At 49.6% G+C, this 21,514-nt stretch carries 10 protein-coding genes; 5 read left to right on the forward strand and 5 right to left on the reverse strand.

The window, feature by feature from the left end:
* Positions 1–5: 5 nt before the first annotated feature.
* The 4 genes from pglX to EPA93_RS45350 are packed head-to-tail and all read left to right on the forward strand — an operon-like array spanning position 6 to position 8,705.
* Positions 6–4,355, forward strand: coding sequence for a BREX-1 system adenine-specific DNA-methyltransferase PglX (pglX, locus tag EPA93_RS45335; protein ID WP_129893876.1), 4,350 nt, complete (start codon positions 6–8; stop codon positions 4,353–4,355).
* Positions 4,352–6,838: a PglZ domain-containing protein gene (locus tag EPA93_RS45340; protein WP_129893877.1), complete on the forward strand. Its 2,487-nt coding sequence runs from the start codon at positions 4,352–4,354 to the stop codon at positions 6,836–6,838. Before pglX ends, EPA93_RS45340 begins: the two co-directional genes overlap by 4 nt.
* Positions 6,839–6,858: 20 nt before the next feature.
* Positions 6,859–8,460 carry a BREX system Lon protease-like protein BrxL gene (gene brxL / locus EPA93_RS45345; protein WP_129893878.1) on the forward strand — a complete coding sequence of 534 codons (1,602 nt, stop codon included), beginning with the start codon at positions 6,859–6,861 and terminating at the stop codon, positions 8,458–8,460.
* 38 nt (positions 8,461–8,498) lie between these two features.
* Positions 8,499–8,705, forward strand: coding sequence for a hypothetical protein (locus tag EPA93_RS45350; protein WP_129893879.1), 207 nt, complete (start codon positions 8,499–8,501; stop codon positions 8,703–8,705).
* 428 nt (positions 8,706–9,133) lie between these two features.
* Here the strand turns inward: EPA93_RS45350 and EPA93_RS45355 are convergent, their stop codons facing one another.
* Both EPA93_RS45355 and EPA93_RS45360 read right to left on the reverse strand, forming a co-directional pair.
* Entirely contained in the window at positions 9,134–9,430 is a 297-nt protein-coding gene (locus EPA93_RS45355) for a hypothetical protein (RefSeq protein ID WP_129893880.1), read from the reverse strand.
* Between the two features lie 1,358 nt (positions 9,431–10,788).
* The gene (locus tag EPA93_RS45360; RefSeq protein ID WP_242527270.1) at positions 10,789–11,391 is read right to left on the reverse strand and encodes a response regulator; all 603 of its coding nucleotides are present in this window, start codon (positions 11,389–11,391) and stop codon (positions 10,789–10,791) included.
* 254 nt (positions 11,392–11,645) lie between these two features.
* Here EPA93_RS45360 and EPA93_RS45365 point away from each other — a divergent pair, with 254 nt between their 5' ends.
* Positions 11,646–12,548 carry a tetratricopeptide repeat protein gene (locus tag EPA93_RS45365; protein WP_165423822.1) on the forward strand — a complete coding sequence of 301 codons (903 nt, stop codon included), beginning with the start codon at positions 11,646–11,648 and terminating at the stop codon, positions 12,546–12,548.
* A 623-nt stretch (positions 12,549–13,171) separates the two neighbouring features.
* Here EPA93_RS45365 and EPA93_RS51255 read toward each other — a convergent pair.
* From EPA93_RS51255 to EPA93_RS45380, 3 genes are all read right to left on the reverse strand, one after another.
* Positions 13,172–13,291: a hypothetical protein gene (locus EPA93_RS51255; RefSeq protein WP_422877873.1), complete on the reverse strand. Its 120-nt coding sequence runs from the start codon at positions 13,289–13,291 to the stop codon at positions 13,172–13,174.
* 181 nt (positions 13,292–13,472) lie between these two features.
* Positions 13,473–15,431 carry a phospholipase D-like domain-containing protein gene (locus EPA93_RS45375; protein WP_129893883.1) on the reverse strand — a complete coding sequence of 653 codons (1,959 nt, stop codon included), beginning with the start codon at positions 15,429–15,431 and terminating at the stop codon, positions 13,473–13,475.
* Positions 15,412–21,456, reverse strand: a complete 6,045-nt coding sequence (locus tag EPA93_RS45380) for a protein kinase domain-containing protein (RefSeq protein WP_129893884.1) — start codon at positions 21,454–21,456, stop codon at positions 15,412–15,414. The genes EPA93_RS45375 and EPA93_RS45380 overlap by 20 nt, the downstream gene beginning before the upstream one ends.
* Between the last annotated feature and the right edge of the window lie 58 nt (positions 21,457–21,514).

Genomic DNA, 21,514 nt, shown 5'->3' on the forward strand with positions numbered 1-21,514 from the left:
CGAGTATGCAGAAACGATATAAAGATCTTCTCCGTACCCTTGTACGTGAACTCCGCCATAAGCTGGTCGGCACCTTTGCCACGGCAGAGAGTCAGGCCGAGCGCGGGAATCTCGATCGCGAGCTAGAGCGGCTGGGCATTGCGCCCAATGGAATAATCAAACCCATTGAGTTGCTGCCAGACGCCCAGCCACACGAGCGCTATGCCTATCATGTGGTAACGGAACAGCTAACCCCACTGCCACTCTCTCAACGACCTGCAGTACGCGCGGAGATCGTTGAACGCGCTGCCTATACCTGGATCAACCGCTTGTTTGCATTGCGGACAATGGAGGTTCGTGGGCTGATCGATACCACGCTGCGTGCTGAGGAGGTCTATGGCGATATCTCGGAAAAACTCTATATCCTGCGTGAGACCGAGCCGGAACGTGCCAGGGGAGAAGATGGTGGTTGGTGGGCGGTAATCGAGGACGCTTGCCAGGAACAGGCGCAGGCGCTGCCCGGCCTCTTTGCACTCGATGATCCGGTAGGAGCCTTACATCCCAGCCCCGGCATGCTCGTGCAATGTGTGTCCCTGGTGGGTGGGAAGTTGTCGGACTTTACGCCGGAAGAATCGGACGCCACGTTTGCTGATCCCGATGCCATTGGCTGGGCTTACCAGTTTTACCAGGAAGAAGGCAAGGCCAGCATCGATGCGAAATGCAAACGTGGCGGCAAAGTCGCCACACGAGCGGAGCTAGCGGCCAAAACGCAGCTTTTCACCGAACCCTATATGGTCCAGTGGTTGCTACAAAACAGCCTGGGACGCAGCTATCACGAAGCCTTTCCCCATAGCGCCCTTCCTGAGGCCTGGCCGTATTATGTCAGACCTGAACAGCTCGATAAGACGTCTCAGCGCACACTTGCCAGTCTCACCCTGCTTGATCCCTGCATGGGGAGCGGTCACTTCTTGCGTGCAGCCTTCGACATGTTTGTCGCCATGTATCGTGAGCAATTCCCCGAATGGAGCGCGCAACAGATCGCCGACCGCATTCTTTCGCATCACCTGCACGGCATCGACCTGGACCCGCGAACGGTGCAACTCACGGCACTCACACTCTATCTGCGTGCCTGCGAGTTGATCCGTGACGAACGCCAACAGCAATATCTCCCTGGTGCTGGTAGCTACGTGCCACCAGAGTTGCACCTGGCGACGACGCCAACCAATCTCAACAAGGGGGCCTTGCAGCGTCACCTGGAACGGCATCCTGAGGATATTCTGTTTCGGCCACTGATTGAAGAGATCTTTGCCGGATTGGAGCAAGCAGAGATCCTGGGGAGCCTGCTGCGTCCGCGTGAATACCTTGAGCATGCCATCACTTCCTTCCAGAAGCTGCCGCCGATTACCCAGCCGGGGTTATTCGAGCAGGAGATGGATGCCTTTCGCGGTGAGATAGTAAAGATGGCGAAGAAAGACCCCAAGCGGTTGAAGGAACTTGCCCTGCAACGCGTTATCGAAAGCTTCAAATCAGAAGAGCACAACGTCGATGATGTGGCGGCAATGCTCTTCGGTCGCGAGGCAGTGCAGGGAGTGAGGCTATTGCAGTTGCTGGATCGACAGTATGCTGTAGTGGTGACGAATCCTCCGTATTTAGGTAGTCAATATATGGATGTTGCGCTCAAGAAGTATGTCGAAAAACATTATACTTCGGGTAGAGGAGATCTTTATGCTGCTTTTATTTTGCGCTGTCGGGAGCTGTGTCAGCCTGCCGCGCGTGTTGCGATGGTAACAATGCAGGGTTGGATGTTTTCACGTAGATATGCGGAATTGCGAGCGGTGCCTCAAGAAAAGTTAGCAACATATACGAGAGAACGCAAATTCACTGGTTTATTACGAGCGACTTCCATAGAGACGTTGGCTCATCTTGGTACTAACGCTTTTGAAGAAATTGGAGGAGAAGTTGTACAGAGTACCATGTTTGTCTTTCTCGAGAAAGTACCTAGCGATAAGCACAATTTATTTGCACTACGAGTTGTAGGCTTAAAAAGCCCTGTAGAAAAGCAAAATTCTTTAAAAGATGATAAAGCGGCCCCTTATTCTATTGCACAAAAAGAGACATTAAGCATATTAGAATCACCTCTTGTCTATTGGTTACAACCACAATTCTATACATTACTCAAAAGTAAACATCTTCTTTGTGATATTGGTGAGGTCCGTCAAGGACTCTCCACCGCAGATGCTAGAAGATTTACTCGGTGTTTTTGGGAAAATATACAGCCATCTAGCAGTTCTAACGATCTCAGATCCTCAATACGCTGGTTCCCATATGTAAAAGGTGGCGGATATCGAAAATGGTGTGGGTTGGAGTGGCTCACTGTTGATTGGGAGCACAATGGAAGCCGAATAAAGGCTATTCCTCAAAGCTATGTAAGATCTCAAGAGTTCTATTTTAAATTAGGGCTTACCTACACAATAATGGCACAAGGCAGCTTTGCCACTCGACTTATTGAAGAGGTAATATTTGGAGATATGGGGAGCTCAATTTTTCTGCAAGGGAATAAATCTCCTTACAGCATTTTGGCTTTGACATCAACACATATTGCTTCGTACCTCCTTCGAGTAACGACACAAAGCCTAAAATTTCGGGAAGGTTATGTAGCTAACCTGCCTCTTCCTGAAAACCTTAATTTTGAAGCAACTGAGATAAATGGGAGAGTTTGCTTTGCATTTAAGAATCTCTTAATCTCACAAGACCCTATAGAATCAAATTATCACAGTACACTATTTTCTCACAAATCTAACAATATACAGGCTATCCTCCATACAATCGAAGGATTTAATGAACATATGATTATTAATTGTTATAAGCTATCAGAACATGCTATATATATACTATTCGCCGAAACGGGTGCTCCCGCAGGCTGGTATCCTCTTATCATCGGCTATGATACCTTGCCTGCTCTACCTGACGATCTCGACCTGCCACCGCTGCCACAGGAACTTTTCGATTATCTTGCTCAACACAAGCGGATCAGTTCTAATAGTGATGAACTGATCCGCATCAAAGCTAACCTACGTGCGCTCTACGAAGCCGGTCCGGGCGCGAAGAAAGTAGAGTTGGAAGAAGGTAACGAGATGGGAGAAGATGGTGAAGAAACGGATGAAAGTGTCCCTGGCGCGCATATTCCTATCCCAACTGAAACCTTCCTCGAAGAATTGAGCGTCAAAATGCAGCTTCATCCCATCAGCGTCTACTGGCTGCTGGAGGAACTGTGCGCCGAAGGAGTACGCTGTAAGCCAGAAGAATTGCGTATGCTGGAGGACCGTTTGAGCGTGCTCATTTTACGTTTGTTGGGGCATCGCTGGCCCAGGCAGATCGAGACCGGTGAGCAGGTGCCAGCGTGGGCCGAACGCAGCGGCGTCATTCCACTGGTAGGTGGGACGGGCAGAACCACTCTGGCCGAGCGGCTGCGCAGGCGCTTGCAGGAGGAGGATGGAGATCTTGGAGCACAGCAGATGGAAAGGCTACTGGAGGAATTGACCAGTCTCAGCCTGGAAGAGTGGCTTCGACGCCGCTTCTTTGTGCGTCACGTTTCGCAGTTCAAACATCGCCCAGTGGCCTGGCATCTTGCAAGCGCCCCAGTCAAGAACAATGGGAATGGCAAGAAGCGCCGTGGCGGCAATCAGCGCAAGCCAGCCTTTGAATGCCTGTTGTATGCTTGCACAGCCTCTCTGCATACCCTGGCAAGCATTCGCGGTGAGTTCGTCGAGCCGTTGATCCGCGCTGAGCGCAGCAGAATCGAGCGCGAGCGGGCCGCAACTCAGGAAGGACAGCTTGTGGGCGATGAGGGTGAGTCCGTTATGGCGAGCGAACGCCTGCGAGAGTTAGAGGCGTTCGCCGAGATGCTGCGTCTCATCGAGGAACAAGGCTTTGCCTGCACTGAACTTGATGCACTGCTTGCCCAGGAGCTGCTGGACCGCTGGTCCGGCGATGGCTACACAGTACCTGAGAATCAGGAGGCACTCCTGCGCCGCGAGCAGTCCTTTCGTGTGGATATCAATGATGGGGTGCGCGTGAACATCGCACCGCTCCAACTGACTGGTGTACTGGCCGCTGAGGTTCTCAAGTCCGCCGACGCACGCAAGGCTATCGCTGACCGCGCTCGCTGGCGCTCCGATGAGCGGTGCTGGGTGCGCGAAGGCAAGCTACCTCGCTGTGGGTGGATGGACGAGCAAGTCCCAGGAAGCGCACGCTGGTATGAACTTGAGCCGCAGCGTCTGGCCGAGAGTGATAAAATCGAGCAGAAGCGCTTACTCTCGCTCCCAGAGGAAGAGCGTGACGAAGTAGACCGCGAGAAAGAGGAGGTGCAGCCATGAGTCAGAGCTTGCAACAACGCCTTTGCAGTTACATCAAAAGCCGACTCACCTATGAAGGTGCCTGGATGGTCTGGTGCGATCCGCGCAACGATTGGGGGCCTTTGTTGCAGATGGCATCACAGAGCGAAGAGATGCAGGATATCCCTGTGTTCCCGGTCAGTGAACGAACTGCGGGAGAGATCGGCGGCTTGCTGTGGCGGCGAAAGATCCAGGAACTTCTCGACGCAAAGCGCTCATTCGTGCTGCATGTCCAGGCCTCCGAGAATGATCTGGGCTGGTTATGGGCGCAGGCGCTGCTCACCGAGCATCTCCACATTAATTCTTTACGTCAGACCTTACAACAATGGGGCTGGCGACCACAGAACAGCAAAACCGGGCCGGACGAGGTGGCAAGGCTCGCGAGAGTGTATTTCCAGCAGGACCCTTTGGAATGGGGTGGTGGGGGACTCCAGCCCAGACCAGAAGCACTGCTCAATGTGCTAGCCGGAGGTGCGCTGCCTGATGCCGATGATCGAGCAATTCTTGACCTTACGATCAGCGCCGCAGGACTCCCGGTCCTCGACGAGAAGGATCTGGCGCGCTGGCGCACGAGAGCGCTGGCTCGCTTATTGGTGACGCAGGCCCATCGTGTCGCGCCTGGCCTTTTCCAGTACCACGAAGACTTGATCGCTGAGGAGCAACGAGAGTTTGCACTCCAGAAGATCCTTGATGCCTGGGTAGATAGCGTCCGACTGAGCCGCCACCTGGGCGAACGTATTCTGGAGGCGGATCGCATGCTCACGTTAGGCAACTATATGCACTCTGCGACCCTAGAAACCATCACCGGTGAAGAACCTTTTCTTTCTCAAGCCGCCGAACGCGCCCTCTTTGCCCAGACGTGTCTGAGCCTCTCCCAAAAAAGTAGACGTGAGTTGCTCGAACAGCTTTCTTCGCTGGCCGACACTTTCGCTCGCCATGCCAGGGGCTTCTGGGGAGATGTCCGAGAGATGCAAAGCTTTTCCAAGGAGGAGAGCGATCTGCACTCCTATCTCTTGCCCTGGGGAGAACTGGCCCGCTGGAGTCAGGCGATTGCCCGTTTGTTACAGGCTGCCCCCGGTCCATGGAATCAGCCCGACGATGCTGTACGCTGGTATGTGCAGACTGGTTGGCAGGTCGAGCAGGCGGGCGAGGAGCTTACACGCCATGTCAACCGCGCCACCGCCGAACTAATTACCTTGCTCGTGCCCTTGCGTGAGGCCTATCTCGCCCGCTGGGAAGGATATATGCTGGGCTGGACGGAGATCTGGACCAAGAGTGGCTGTCATCCCCCCACACTTGGCAGTCAGGGCGAATGGTTGCTAGAGCAACTGAAAGATAAACGACCCGCGGCTATATTAGTGGTCGATGCCCTGCGCTATGATATTGGTATGGTATTGAAAGAAGCTATCAATGAGCGCGAAGGAGCCGAGCGTGCTCAGATTACCCCGGCACGCACTGCGCTCCCCACGATTACTGCACTGGGAATGGGGATGGCGCTTCCGCTCAAAGAGCAGGATCTCGTTGCAGATATCCTCAACGGCAAATGGCAGCTCTTCCACAAAGGAGCAAAGCAGAACTTGAGCGTGGCTGAGCAGCGTCGCGAATGGTTGGTCAAACGCGCAAAAGTCTCTCCCGAAGCGTTCTTGACAGTCGAAGATATCGAAGCTGATAAGATTCCAGAGCCTCACGACAAATTCACACGCATCTTTATCTTTGACAATCTCATCGATAAGCTCGGCCATGATGAAGAACTGGAGCCATTGGGAACCGGAGATGCTCGGCGCCGCTACCTGCGTGTCATTGAGCATCTGCGAGACAAACACTGGCAACGTGTACTCATTGTCACCGATCATGGCTTTATTCACTGGCCAGGCATCAATGAACATCCCATTACGCCGCCGCTGCCAGATGCCGCCTATAGTTCACGACGTGCGATGGCTTATCGGGAGGACGCCTGCTTTGCAGGCCCACAGAGTTTGGCTCCCGGAGGCAAATGGCGCATCGCCGTCGCAAGTGGTGCCTCCTGCTTTCGGACGTACGGCGGCCTGGGATTCTTTCACGGCGGGGCCTCTCTGCAAGAATGGATTGTGCCCTGTCTTGCCATAGCCTGGCCGCGCAAGGCAAAGCCTGTCGATGTGGCTATCCGGCGCATCGAGCAGATTCTGACCTTGCGACCAAAAATCATCCTTGAGGCGCGACACGAGCATCTTTTTGGTGATGAAGAAGCGCTGGCTCGCCAGGTGGAGGTACGCATTCAGGAGCGGGCACACAACACGGTCATTTTCAGTTCAGAGCCGAAGATCATCACTCCCACCCACGAGCCGGTTGAGTTTCCCATGAAGTTGCTCGATGACGTGGCCGCCGAGCGCGGAACTCCATTGCTTATTGAAGTGCGTGATACACGCGAAGACCGAGTGATTGCGAGCGAGAAAACGACCCTCATGGTAGAGATTGAGGGCTGGTAAGCAGAGAAGGAGAAGGACAGATGGCAGAGCAGGTGGAGGGAGAGCAGCAGACATGCTACAATGATGTGGATATGTTGAGGAGTAATGTGCCTATGACAACCACAAAACCAATTTTTGAATCCGATCCGCTTGATCGGCTCTTATTTTCCGCCTTTCCCGGCCTGGTCATTCGCAAAGATCTGACGCAAGAAATACGGGGAACGAGCAAGGCACCATCGTATGTGATCGAGTTTATGCTCGGCAAATACTGTTCGGACCTGTTCAATGAGGAGGAGGTGCGCAACGGTCTGCGGTATGTACATGACGAGATCGCCAGATATATCCCACGTGGTGATGAAACCGAAATGATCAAATCGGCCATCCGTGAACGCTCTCCCCATCGCCTCATTGATAAAGTGAAGGTCGAACTCGACGAGCATACCCGGGGTGGGCGCTACTGGGCCAGCCTGATGACGGCCAATATCCACACAGTGAATATTTCACCAGAGATTATCAAGAAAAATCCGCGCCTGCTCCTGGCCGGGATTTGGAGTAAAATTGTCCTGCAATACGATGAAGATATTATCATCAACAAAAAAGCCTATCCGTTCGTAATCTCACGCCTCGATCCCATCCAGGTGAGCCATGTGCGTCTGGACGAATATCTTGAGGGGCGTGCCCGTTTCACCAAAGAGCAGTGGATCAATGCGCTCATTCGCACAATGGGCTATGAACCCAAACATCCGCAGGTGACGCCACGTGTCAAATTACTCTATCTGGTGCGCATGATTCCTCTGGTCGAAAGCAATTATCATTTGATCGAACTTGGCCCTCGCCAGACCGGCAAATCCTTCTGTTTTACCGAGTTCAGTCCGTATGGGGTGCTGCTGGCTGGCGGAGAAATCACTATTCCCAAATTATTTGTCAGTAATACTATTCCCCCGCAGCCAGGCCTGGTAACGCGCTCTGATGTCATCGGCTTCGATGAGATTACGGGCAGCAGTTTCAATGCGGAAGAGGATAAAAACCTCTACAAGAGCTACATGGAAAATAACCAGGTCAACCGGGGCACGCAGCCAGTGGTCGGCGATGCGGGATTTGTATTTAACGGCAATATCGAGTTTGATCCCCGGACAGCGATGCTAGCCGAGCATCTGTTTCAACCGCTGCCCCAGATGGTGAGCGAGGATACCGCCTTTCACGACCGCTGGGCGGCTTACCTGCCCGGTTGGGAACTGCCCAAGTTGACGCCAAAACTGCTCACGACCCATGTCGGCTTTATCCTCGACTATACGAGCGAACTCTTCCATCGCGAACTACGCCGTATTACGACCTACGGGACGCTATGGGAACGCTGGTTTGAACCTGCCAATCAGTGGAGCTACCGCGACCAGCGCAGCATTAGCCGCACTTTCTCCGGTCTGGTCAAGTTGATCTTTCCAGCAGGAAACCCGGAGAAGGAGGACGCTCGCGCACTGCTAGAGTTGGCGATGGAGCTACGTCTGCGCGTTCTGCTTCAATTGCATCGCATCAATCGAAACGAGTTCAGCACGACGGAACTTTCCTATAACGATAAGGCAACCGGCGAGACGCATACCATTCGCATTGAAGGTGAGGGTGAGGGAACGGAAGAAGCGTTCTAAGTAGCAGCGTTGGTATTTCCCGAAGAGGAAGTGATTGTATGGAGGCGAGCGGAGAAGAGTTAGAGGACCTGCTGGCGAAGTACTTCCAGCCACGAGGAACCTGCCAGTTCTGTCAGAAGCAGGACCTCAAAGGTGCAATGGCGTTTCATCTTGGCGGATGCCTGGCACAGTACCAACACCAGGCAGGTGGACGGTCCAGCCCCAAATACCTTAGCGCCTCTTGTGCAGTAGGTGCGGAAGAGTGACTACCCTCGTCTGCCCCTTCTGCAAGGACACGGCTCCATTTGGCAAGGTCGGCTGGTTCTGTCCAAAGTGTGCCAAAAAACATGACTGCGGCTTAGAGACCATGCTACCGGTCGTTAACTCCCCCCGCGTCGGCGTGTGTGGCTATACGAGAGAAATACCCACGTAGAGAGACAGTGAAAATACTGGAAAGACTCGGAGCTTGGAAGTGCTTCGGCATATTACTCATTTTGGGGAACATCTCTACTTCTCTGCGGCCCATCTGGTATCCCCTCAAGACGCAAGAGATCTTCAACCTCACGGCTCAAGTAGTCGCATAATACGCCAAGCGCGACAAGTGAGAGTTCTTTGAGGGTAACAACACGAGAGATTTTTTGAGAGAATGGGGAGCGTCTCCCATTTCCTTCGTAGGGCGGCTTATCCTCGGATATCAGAATAACGTTGCAAGTTCTGGCTCTGGCGCTTCTTGAATATAGATGCCAGCTTGCTCAAAAGGTCTTATCATTTCATATGTCTGATGAAATCTTTGTAACTGCTCATAAGTCAGCCACCTGGAGCCTAATCGTTCTGTGTTAAACAGCTCTTCAAATATTTTATAGCTGATCCCGTGCCTCATACTGATCTCAGGAGTAATAACTTTATTTCCTTCACCGTCTTTTGTAAACTCGCTGACGCGGTCTATATCGCATCTACGAATTTTGCTCTGGTGATGTGGAAACGATTTCATTTACATTTCTCGCGAGATATTCGCTTTGAACGTCAATCCCACATTTCCCCCCAAAAAAGACCACATCCCAGTCTTCTGCAAAGGTATCTCATAAAACTGGCGCTAACATGATGTCTTAAAAAATCAAAAATAAACAATGAGAGTATTAGGAGAAACAGATGATTCCGACAGCCCCATCAATGCCTTCTTTTCCCATGGAAAGGAACGTAGCTGTGCTGATGATCGCTTGGACAGAGGAACAGTGAAAGCGCCTCTTCCTCCCTCAAAATATGTTGAAGTTAGTCTGGCCTAGAGAGATATTAATCGCATCACCTGTCAGCTCAACCTCACTCACAAGAGGTCGAGCTTGTCCAAGGAGGGGACTCCAGCTTATCTGAGAATATGGCCTCCTCTTAGTCGCTCGCGTTAAGTTTTACTCTTGCGAGTTGAATAGCTCCACAGCTACAGATCAGAATGACACAACCTGTCCGTCTGAGTGAATCCAGGACCTGAGGAACGTGCTCTGCTGGTACACAGAGTGATATACCACAGAGACAGCACCGTACTCCGGTATCAAAAAGCTCTTCTCAAGAGCTTGTTTCTCCCTTTTCAGCCTTCTGCCCATTTTTGCCAGAACTGCCATCATTTTTCTGATCGCTTTCCTTGAAATGCCCTGCCAACATAAAGTCTCCATGTCTGTTTTGTTCTATACACATCTTTCAGAGCCAAATATAACAACGCAGATGGATATCTCAAGACTCTCCTATACTTTACTGGCTTTCCTATTGCTGCATGCGACGGCATATCCTATTATCAGGAAATATTGAAGCTCTCTTCATTTATTCAGCAACCAATATGTTTCTTCCCCGTCTCTTCCATGCAAGCCTCGTGTGAGGATCGCAGAATGGCATCCTGAGATGCTTTTAGAACTGATTGCTCTTCTGCAAATGGCACCATGATCTCCTGTACTAAAGGGAGCATCTGGCTCAAAACCTTCTTTGCTTGAGTGACTTTTCGTTCAGCTTCAGGAACGAGATGCAAGGGAAGCTCTGGATTCCCAACAATCTGGTTCAACTCTCAACCCACAGGATCGAGGTCCTCCAAAACCTCTTCAATCCTCTGCAGAGCAGGGACAATTAATCCATTCGGTAACATCTGTTTTCCTTCTTCTCGGGTTCTTTTTCTCATTGTCGCGATCATTTACACAGGACACGGCACAGGCCATAGCTTTCCTGGTGTGCGCTGGAGGAAAGAAAACCAGACATACCAGGACCAATGCATCTGTTTATGCCTGATCGAGAATATATGCTTCATTCACCTCGCCCCCTTCGAGTGCCAAATAGTGCCAGAAAAGTGTTTCTCCGTCCTGGCCTCTCATCTCATTTACCAACCAATGCATCCGTAGTATTGCCAAGATAACGATGCACTATTTCAACCAATTCTTCTGCTGTAAATGGTTTAGGAAGATGATCCTCCGCACCAGCCAAACGCCCTTTGAGGCGATCAATGATTCCATTGCGTCGGTTCATCGTGATAATCGTCGTGCTTTCCAGCGTAGGTTTCGCCTTGAGTGCACGAGCGATTGCATACCCATCCATTTTGGGCAGTTCGATATCGAGCAAGACGATCTTGGGTGGAGGACAACTCACTTCTGCTAGCCACCGAAAGGCTGCAACACCATCAGGAAAAGTGATGGTGACATACCCCTCGCAGCGCAACGCCGTCTCGACAATCTTTCTGATGGTGAGCGAGTCATCGACAGCCAGAATGGATGGTGAAGGTGATGACACGCCCTGGATGTTATTCAGATTTGCTGATAGCAAAGGTATACGTGTTTCAGAAGCATATGTGATATGAGTAGCAGGAAGCATCGGGTAGGATGCAGGGAACACGTAGCCCTCCTGGACGCAAAGGCTGCTTGAGCTATTGTTGTCGGCAGGTTGAACTGATCCCGCCAGTGTATAGAGTCTCACTTTTTGCATTCCACTGTCCCCTTGTTCAGTTCGTTGTCGTGGCTGAATAGCCACCAGCAATCCCCTCTCTCTGTTTTTAGTGATTCCAGGCAAAGGTACAGGAGCACGATGACTACCATATATGCCACGCCATACCCACAAATCATTTGTTTACTTTTCTCTCCACCACTTCTCATAGTAGCAAGTGACTCTCCTACCTACATCCTGCCATTCCCCATTTTTCTGTGTTCTACGATTGGACGACAGTGATGAAGATCTCTACGTTGGAAAGGCGGGGATTCTGGCATGTCTCAAGCGTTTTGACGAAGCGTTGGCTCGTCTGTGAGCAGGCTCTACAACGAGGTCCTGCGAAAGTCTCTGTCCTCCATAAAGAGAAGGCAAATATCCTCATCAGGCAGAAGCGCTATGAAGAAGCACTCCCTTCCTCTCAGAAGGTCGTTCAACTTGATCCCGAGGATGCATATGCTTATGATAAGTTAGGAGATATCCTGAGCAAGCTGGAGCGGTTCGCTGAGGCTGTCAAGGCGTATAGTCAAGCGATTCGACTCAGGCCGAATTTGACGAGAGCATACCAGTCGAAGGCCCATGCTTTGGAGAAGTTAGGTCACTATGAGCAAGCCCTGGCTACTTACAATAAGGCGCTTCAACTTCATCCGAACAATGGCCATCTTCTTTTCTCCAGAGCAGGGGTGCTGAAAAAACTGCTCAAATATGAGGAGGCGAATGCTGATTATCTCAGCGCACAGGCTGCCAAGTCTGATTCCTGGCTGGCTGCTTGCTGTATCATTGCAAAGGTTGATCTCAAAAAGATTGCAGAAGCGAAAACGCGACTCCAGGCAGCAGGCAAAGAGATCAGCAATGAGGCGATAGAGGCAGAAATCCACCTCATGTACCAGGAGCAAAAGATGGCGTCATTGAAGTCCTCTCCCCTCTTCCAGCCTCTCTGTCTGATTGTGCGCGAGATGCAAGAGTGGAGTGGGACACCAAAACAGTTCAAAGAGCTGCTCTCTACCCGTTTTCCTGATGATCTCAAGAAATTACCTCAGTCACCTGCTAGATTGCTTGAAGTATTAAAAGAGATCACACCAGCACTCCAGGAAGAAGGAATAGCGGTTGGTCTGCCTCCTGAGACCACTCTCGTAACGCTGACTAGCAAATCAACATGAGTGCTCTCTTTAAGAGGATCTGAATAAAACAAGAGAGGGAAATGTCTTGAGCTGATTGTCAGCCTTATCTGACCCAACTGACTATAAGGGATACCAGCTTTTGTGGACTCCCTAAAAAATATTAGGGCGCATTTCCTCACTTAAAAACAGCCTCTCTGACCCACTCACACCTTCCCTGGCGCAAAAGACGATAGTCCCCCGCCCAACCCCTTCGCGCTTGCTTTTTCACCTAGTGATACATCATCAAAACGTTTCATTCGTTGCAACAAGAAAGGCAGAAGTTATTTGAGGCAAACAGGGTCGGATGGTTGCTCTGGAAAAGGCGTGTGCCGCCTTTGAGGGAGGAAATGTGAAAGCGTCGTTGAGTATTTAAAGCAGGCGGAAGCTGCTTTTGCAGATGGTGCCTCGCTATTGTTAGGCTTCCCTTGCGCAAAAAGGGACGCTGCTTGACGAGATCGCCACCATCATAGGCTACACGCATCGTTCTGTGATGTGGCTGCCATCAAAGAGTGGGGAGAGAAGCATGAGGAGGACCGTTGGTAAGATTGATATTGTTTCCAGAATGTGACAGGTAAAACTCGCGAGAGGCTTTCCTATCGCAGCGGCAACAAAAGCAAAGTTTCTTATTCTGCTTCCCAGATTTTAACGATTTTATCCCAACTTCCACTTCCCAATGTTTGCCTATCAGCACTAACCGCAACACAGGTCACTGCTTCATTATGATCCATCAAAGTCTTTAGCACCTGACCGGTTGCTATATCCTATATCTTGATGGTTTTATCCCAACTTCCACTTCCCAGCATTCGTCTATCGGCATTCATGATAATACTGCGCACGGTCTCACGATGCTGTCTCAGGTATTATTGAAGACGGAAGTCCAAATACTTTACAACACTTCCCTCGCGCTCTTAGCTGCAGGAAAAGTTAACGATTTCTTCTTGGCCTGTTGCCATCACGATCCTGTCTCTGTGTAGACCCTTGCCTGGAATGCGAGCTTTGCAATTCTTGCCTCTTCTCCTCCGATTCTTGAGCACCAACAGCGTTGAGTTCCCTTATATACAGCTCAAGATCTAATTGCTCTAATTCGGCGAGATTTTCATCGATGAAGACGGTGATGAGATGCCGGTCCTTCGCTGCCAGACATTTGAAAACTTTCCTGAACTGTGCAACTATCTCCTTCATTAAAGGATCTTGCTGACCAATAGATGTACAACATAGGATAAGCGCTTCTTGCAATGCACCAATAATCTGCTCAACCCGATCAGAAGAGATACCTTGTAGAGCAAGTCTGAGCCAGAAAGGTATGAAACCGTAATTACTATCACGCCGAATCCACCCGAGGGCCTGCCCTTCATATCCAAGGGTAGTAAGGATGCTAAGAGCAAGTTTGCGCTTTGTCGGTGCTGACCTCCACAGGTTTTTTGCATGTTCAATAAAACGCTGCGCAAGGTAATGGTATGCCTCCTCTACCTGTGCAGCGATCGTAACCTTGTAGACGATCTCGCCGCGTGGAAAGCGGTCCCCGCGATAGGAGAGCCAGTTATGGGAGCCGCTGAGATGGACTTTGCGATCAACGATCACTTCTTTGGCATGTGAGTTGCCTAGCCACTCGGCAATAATGCCAGGGGTGCCTTCGGGCGTCTGAACGGCGTGTAAGCGTTGGAGGAGGTCGGGAGGCACTGGCCGGTCTTCTCTGCTTTGATTACGTCCAATGCCATACCCGATCAGGATACGCACCCCCTTTTGCACCTGCGTTTGCAGAAGCGCAATGAACTCGTCATCGACCACCTGCTTATTCATCCAGGGAGAGTAAATGATGATGAGTTCCTTTGCCTCCTGTAATGCCCCGAGAAAAGTCTTATGTATCTCTCGATCGCGTAGTTGCATAGATATGCCCGCAGCCTCTTCAACTGTCTGCCCATCTCTTTGCATACGCATATGATTTGTTGCCTGCTGGCGAATTTTTGTCAGTCGTTCCTCCACTTCAGGCTCTATCGCAGGTTCTTCCATATGCCTGTTCTCTGATCCTGCTATTTCTTCTACAAAGGTATCCTCTTCACGAAGACCACATAGCGTTTTCAGTGAGAGGTTTCTCTGCTGGAGTTGTGTTTCCAGCCATGCACCAACCCGAGGGACCAGTTTGTTCTCGAAGGAACGCACCTCAAATGTGATAGCTTCGTCGGGATTCTCCTTGAGCGTATCATAAAGAATAAAGATGGAGAGCGGTCGCCAGCCGATTTCAGGGGATGCAGTCGGCGTGATCCTGGTAACGAAACGGTTGTTGTCTGGATCATGCAAGTCCAGACCCCACTCCTGTAACAGCGTTGATAACTCATCATCGACGAAACGCAAAGAAGGAAACTTTATTATATCCTGGTCAACGTACTGGCTCAAATCCTCGAAATCTTCCCTCACAGATCTCAAACGAAAAGGGGACGTATCTTTTTTGTCCAGGATGACATCCTGGATAAAGTAGCGTGTCTCGTCGAAAGTTGGCTCAGCGATAGTTTCTGAACACAAAGACGCTTTTCCCTCGTCTGTGACACGTGGGCCATAAACATCATGGACCATGCTCTGTATTGAGATCAAGTCCTGAAGCGTATTTTTGAGAAAGAGAGGATCAAGGCCCAACGCTCCAGCCAGTTCTTCAAGCGAAGGACGTGGCACTATTTCAGTGTATGCCTGCAAGAGAAACTTTTCGAGGAGATTCATCTGCCGACGTTGTTCAACCTGTATAGTGACTTCCTGTTGCTGTACGGGGTAGCGAAACTCACGCGCCGCCAGCACATAGAGGCCAGGCTGACCTTCTTCCATCTCCTGAACACGTTTACGCAAAGCTTGAGCGATAGGACGTGTATCAGCACTAACTGTTGGAAATATCAATGAAATCTCCTCGATTTCTAACAACACTGGCGACTTTGCTATACCGTTCAGCCGCGTCTTCCTGGCGTGCCCTGACGCAAAAGAGGTCATGGCAGCCAACAATAATTAATAATTCTTGCGCTCGTGAAAAAGCAACATTAATGCGCTCATCTTTCTCAGCGAAACCGATGTCTCCTCCCCGATTATTACGCACCATGCTCACAATCACAATCGGTCGCTCCATTCCCTGGAAGCGGTCTACGGTCCCGGTCCGAATTTCCAGGGCTGAGAAGTCTTTTTTTCTGCTCTTGAGATTTTTCTCTAAGAGGGCCAGTTGAGCGCCATAAAAAGTAATGATACCAATTTCTTTCTTTTTGATACCTGCTGCTCTTTTGGGTGCCCAGAGACGTTGTAGTTCTTCACAAATTTTAATGATGATTTCCATCTCACGCTGATTCTTATAGGATGTGCCTTCAGCTTCTTCCCCAAAGCTATTGCTATCACTCTGGTAGGAGGGAAAAGCAACTTGTCCACTCATTCTATTTCTGGCAGTAATTGTGCGAGAGGAACGACTTTGGGACGATGTGGAAACCAATGGCGTTGAGATCCATATAAGATGCTTGTTTCTGCGAATGAGTGCTGAGTGAAGCTGATGGTCGCGCTCACTGTCTGGTTCATTCAGTCCGTATTCTAGCGGTCGATGATAAAACTGGTTAATCGCGGCCATAATATCGGGATGCATACGGTACTGTATATGGAGCATACGTTTGATCCCATCTGGCGCTTCATTGTAGCGTTGCTCAAAATACGGGCGGCTGAGATAACGAAACGCTGATCGCTCCTGACCGTTTTCTTTGGCGAGTTGCTCTAAGGTTTTTTCTTCGATCATTGGTGGCAATTGCCGCTGATCGCCGATAAGGATGAGCTTTTTCCCTTTCAATGCCGCCAGCAGGATCTCAGGTGGAGTTGCTTTACTGACTTCATCGATAATCACGACATCAAAGCGCGAAATAGACCTGTTTTCCTGGCGATCCAGTCTATTGACCTGGCCGCAAGTAATACCTATGACATTGGCGTTTTTCAGGTAGATATCTCTAAGATCCTGCCTGTCATTTTCAGAAAGATTATTCAGCCGTGTCACCCAATCGGTAATCAGCCGATCAAAGCGCCTGGCAAATGTTTGTTCCTTGTCCAGTTCCATGCGCCAGGACCGAATTTGTTGTTGCATTGTTTTCAGAAAAGAAGGTGTGTAAATGCCAGTTTCAGGTTCGGCGGGGCGCAAGTCTGCTGGAAATTCATTCCAACGACGTTCCCACCATGCACGTTGCGTATCGAGATCGGCCTGACCTTGCTGTAATCGCATGGTGAGCTGGTCCCGCTTCACGGAGAGCTGGCTCATAGCTTGTTTGTGCGGCTCAAGCGCTGCTTGTATGCTTGCAAGCTGTTTCTCTACTCTTTCGGCGGCAGCCGTTATCATCTGCCATAGCCTGGCAACACCTGTTTCCATTGCCCGTGTATCTTCAACCCATCTCTGGTATGCTGCATAGTGCTCCTGTCTGAATTTCAGAAAAGAAGCGTGAGGCCGTGCATAGCTTTGAGCAATCTGGCGCAACGCCTCTGGCAGTTCAGCACGTTTATGCAGGTCTTGAAACTGTGTAGCCAGCTTCTCCATTAAATCCCTCATCGTATTATGCATCGCAGGCAATTGAGCTATTTCGTTCGCAAGAAGATCTTGCATCTGTTTGTGCTCAACGACAAGTTGATCGTGCTTTTGCAAGGTAGCTGTGTACTGAGACTCTGCATTTCTCAATTGCTCTTTCATCCAATCCTGGAAGGACTGAGATAATAATAACGCTTTGTCGCGCGCAACCTGTGCAATACTCTGTCTCCTTTGTGATAATATGTTTTGCTCCTGTCTCGCTGCTACCATCAATGAGTGATTTGTATTTTGAAACAGCTGTAGCAGCCGTTGTTTATGCCAATCAAAGAAACGGTCAAAGAGCGAGGGGGGATTTAAGCCTATTCTTTCGATTTCCTGCAAGTTGCTTTGAAGTTGCTCAACCAGTTGTGGGAACTCTGTACCAACAGCTATATTGGATGGGAAATTGCCAGATCCTTGATATGCTCCTCCCTGGCGAATTTCAGGATACTTTGCGAGTAGCTGTCCAAAACGCTGGCGGCAATAAGCAAGGCTTTGAGAAGCTTGCTCATATCTATTTCTGGTCTCTCTAGTCTGGTAAATGTATTGCTGGATAACGTCACCGGTTGAGTTCCATTTCTCAAGGAATGTCTTCTTAGAATCACGGTTTATTCGTGTGATTACATCTTCGGGAAAGAACAGCTCTAAGGCTGGATGAATTGATGCATCAATTGGTCGTTGCTCAACACGAGCATCTATAAACTGTCGGAAGATAGGTTCTATTCTCTCTGCCAGATTCTGATAAAGATGCTCTACAAAGGGCAGAGCATCTTTATCCGCCGTTATATTCTGAAGCAGGTTCTTATGAAGCTCTATACGCGAGGCGAGTGGAGGCAATTGCGCCTCCCTGTCTTGTATGGAAGACGTTAACCATTTTATGCGATCGTTCACTGTACTCAAATCTGTGATCGTGGTATTTATCAGGTTGAGATGTTGTTGGCTTTCCGTCCAAACAATCATAGAAGCCGCCACTGTCTTTTGTAACCACCTGATGCTTTGTAACAGGTGGCTCCCCTCTGGAAAAGTCAACCCTACACGCTTCATCACCTGGAAACACTCGCGGAGGCATGCTGTAAATTCGTTTTTATCACCTGTTTCAGTGATATATTGATAAGCATCTTTCAATGCAGCCTCGGGTAGCTGTGTCCCTCCAGTTACGAGGGCTGATAAGCACATATGCAGTGAAATATACTTTTTCTCTTCAGCTTCTCTCTGAACCTGGTGTTTCCTGGTCGCCGTAATCTCCTGGTTGATTTTCTCTAACTTGCGCTGGAGAGAAAACTGTTGATTGCTCCATTTTTTTTCTGCTTCATAATAGAGAGAAAATGGCTCTATATCACGTACCAGATTTTCCAGGATCTTTATATGCTTCTGGCGCTGCTCCAGTTTGCTCTGGCAATCCCTGGCCGTATCAGTCAGCCACTTTTGTACCACTCTCTCTTCAGTAAAATCGCGTCCCTCGACTTCAACCGATCCTGTATTGCCCTTACGCAAGGCGCGAATACTGGGTTTATGGATGAGCCGACTCAGCGCGTTATCAACAGCCAGATTCGATTGAGACGCAATAAGCGTACGCCCGTTTCTCTGGGCAACTTGGTAACAGATTTCGGCAATCACAGTAGTTTTGCCAGTTCCAGGAGGACCTTGCAGCAAGAGCAAGTCGGGGGTGGCGAGAGCAGCCTCAATAGCAGCAATCTGACCAGGATTACAGGTGCCTGATAAGAGATCTGCGGCTAGCAAACGTTGTATTGCTGGAGCAGTACGCGCCTTATACGCTTGGAAAAAGAAATCTGGTAAAGCTGGATTTAGCGACTTTCCCTGTTGTAATTTGCTAATGGCCTGCTGCTGATTCTCTATCTGCTGGAGATCTCCGTAGGCATCGTAGTGAAGATAGCCGCTGTTGGCTAGTTTCGTATTCCCATCTGCCAATGATTTGCTCAACCCCTGTTCAAGACTGATAATCATTTCCGCACGACCAAAATCAATGCGCTCAAGGGTGCCAATTTTTAAGCCCCTTTTATTGCGTCTTTCCTTCTGTTCCGCCTCCATTTTAGGGAGATCTGAAAACAGCAGATGCAGCTCTTTTCCTTTTCTTGTTTCTCGTGTCCGCTCACGTAGTTCCTCATAGGGGAAGGGTACCATTACATTATCCAGCAGGTAGTCTCTATCGAGGAAAAAAGTGACTCTTAGCGCACCACTACGATAATCATGACCTGTGTAGCGAAGCCAATACTGCTGCTTTTGATACAGTTCATTCTGGAGTTGCAATAAAGCTGCCCAACCTTCCACCTGATCACCGTCCAGTTCGTGTTCGCTCTCAATAGGTAAGTTTTGTATCTGCCACATAAATTCTTGGGGAATACCGCTTTTCACTGATGCCGCCAGTCTCAATAAGACTGGGAGAGCTTCCAGATCTCTCTTTCTCATACCCGCTTCAACTTTTGGGAAAGAGATAGCTATTAATCTCGGCTTTCCTCGTCCCTCTCGGTGGATACAGAGAACCAGACGTATGGTTTGTTTTCGTGCCGTCACTCTATCGGAGATAATCTGGCTATCGGTTGCGCGTATCAGTATCCAGAATTCTTCCTCTTCATTTTCTGTGCTGATCCTGTCACGTTTCACATACCAGGGCTGCGCTGTTTGACCGATGAGTTCAAAGAGGAGATCAAATGCACGATCTCTTATCCGATCGCGCAGACGGTACAGTTTCTTATTCTCTTCCCACTCCTTGACAAGATCCCGGTCTTCGTCGCTGCCCAGTTCGCGTAGTAATGATTGTGCTGCCTTATCCTGAAGCAGGTACGATAATTCGTAGTGCGGTAAAGGCGCATCTTCTTCAGGCTCAAGAATAGTCTGCTCTTCTTCAATGTGACCGGTAACAACAATAGTCATCGGCTCAGTTGCGCTACGTAAAGTGAAGGCGATAGTGCCTTTGAGAAGCGCCCCTGGCAATTTTCCTTGAGCATCGTAGACGACCGCTAACGTGCGGGGACCAGCAGACAAATGTGTAGGGAAAACAGCCAATCCAGGCAAATCCGTCTTAACCTCACATGCCTCTTTTACCACAATTGCAACCGTTCGCTCCTGTTTGCTGCCAATGGGAATACGCCCGAAGTCGATACCATCGATTGGTAGTTGCCACTCAAGCTCTTGCCAAATGGCTTCCTCGGTCAATTTTCCCTGCACGGTGACATGTCTTAATTCATAGGTATCACCCTTATTTATCTGAATTGCTGGAGCATCGGTGTTTTCGGGCGTGCGCTGAATGAGCATATTCTCCAGAATGACACCGGAAGATTCGAGGTCGAAGACAGGCTGATCAATCGCGAATAATTTGGTCAGCGGACCGCCAGGAAGTGACCCTGCCCCTATCAGATGAAGGCGTTTCTGTATGGTAAATGGTCCCTCGTACTCACCAGCCTCCAGGTTGATGGTCTGACCATCTGGAAAGAAGGGCAGCAATTGTTTGATATTGGTAGGATTAACGCCTGGATTATCGTGTGTTGCCTTGATGATTGCACTATGCAAAGCGCGGGCAAACTCGATGGAATTGGGATAGCGATCCTCTGGTTTTTTCGCCAGCATTTTGAGGACCACCTGTTCGATCTCAGGAGAAAGTTTGGGGTTGAAATCGCGCAATGCTGGAGGAGCTTTGTGGAGGTGTCCTTCTTTCGCCTTTACTCCCCCTCCAAAGGGAGTTTGTCTGGTAAGCAACTGGTAAGCTATTACACCTAGACTATACAGGTCACTACTGTATGTAGCTTGCCCCATAATATGTTCTGGTGCCATATAAGCTGGTGTACCTGCGTTGCCCAGGCGCGAGTAAGAGGATTGGATATCAGCTGTATCGATGACTTTGGCCAGCCCAAAATCAGCAATTACTATAGTGTCATCACTGTAACGTAAAATGTTATGGGGTTTGAGATCACGATGAATAATATGGTGTTCATTATGTAAGTAGTACAAACCATCAGCAATTTGCTGAATAATAGTATCAATCTTATCAAGTGACAATGAATCAGGAGTGTTTTTTAAGAACTCAGTGAGATTCCCTCCATCAACATAAGCCATAATCATATAGATTTTGTTATCCTGAACCACCAGGTCGCGCAAGCGGACAATATTTTTATGTTCCAGCTTATTGAGTATATGTCCTTCTCGCAAAACAGAATTTTCCTGGTCCTCACTCAACCTGTCATATTGAAGTTCTTTGATGCAGTCCTCTCTATCGAGATGTTTATGCCTCGCTTTATAGACACGGCCAAATCCTCCTTCTCCTATATACTCACCCTTTATATAACTTCCAATGCCATAACGTGTGCTGCTTTCATTGCTTGTTTCTGGCATTACTACCTCTTCCTAGCTAAAAATTATATAGAGATAACAGAAAAGATAGAAGCGATAG

This window comes from Ktedonosporobacter rubrisoli, assembly GCF_004208415.1.
GTDB classification, from domain to species: Bacteria; Chloroflexota; Ktedonobacteria; order Ktedonobacterales; family Ktedonobacteraceae; genus Ktedonosporobacter; species Ktedonosporobacter rubrisoli.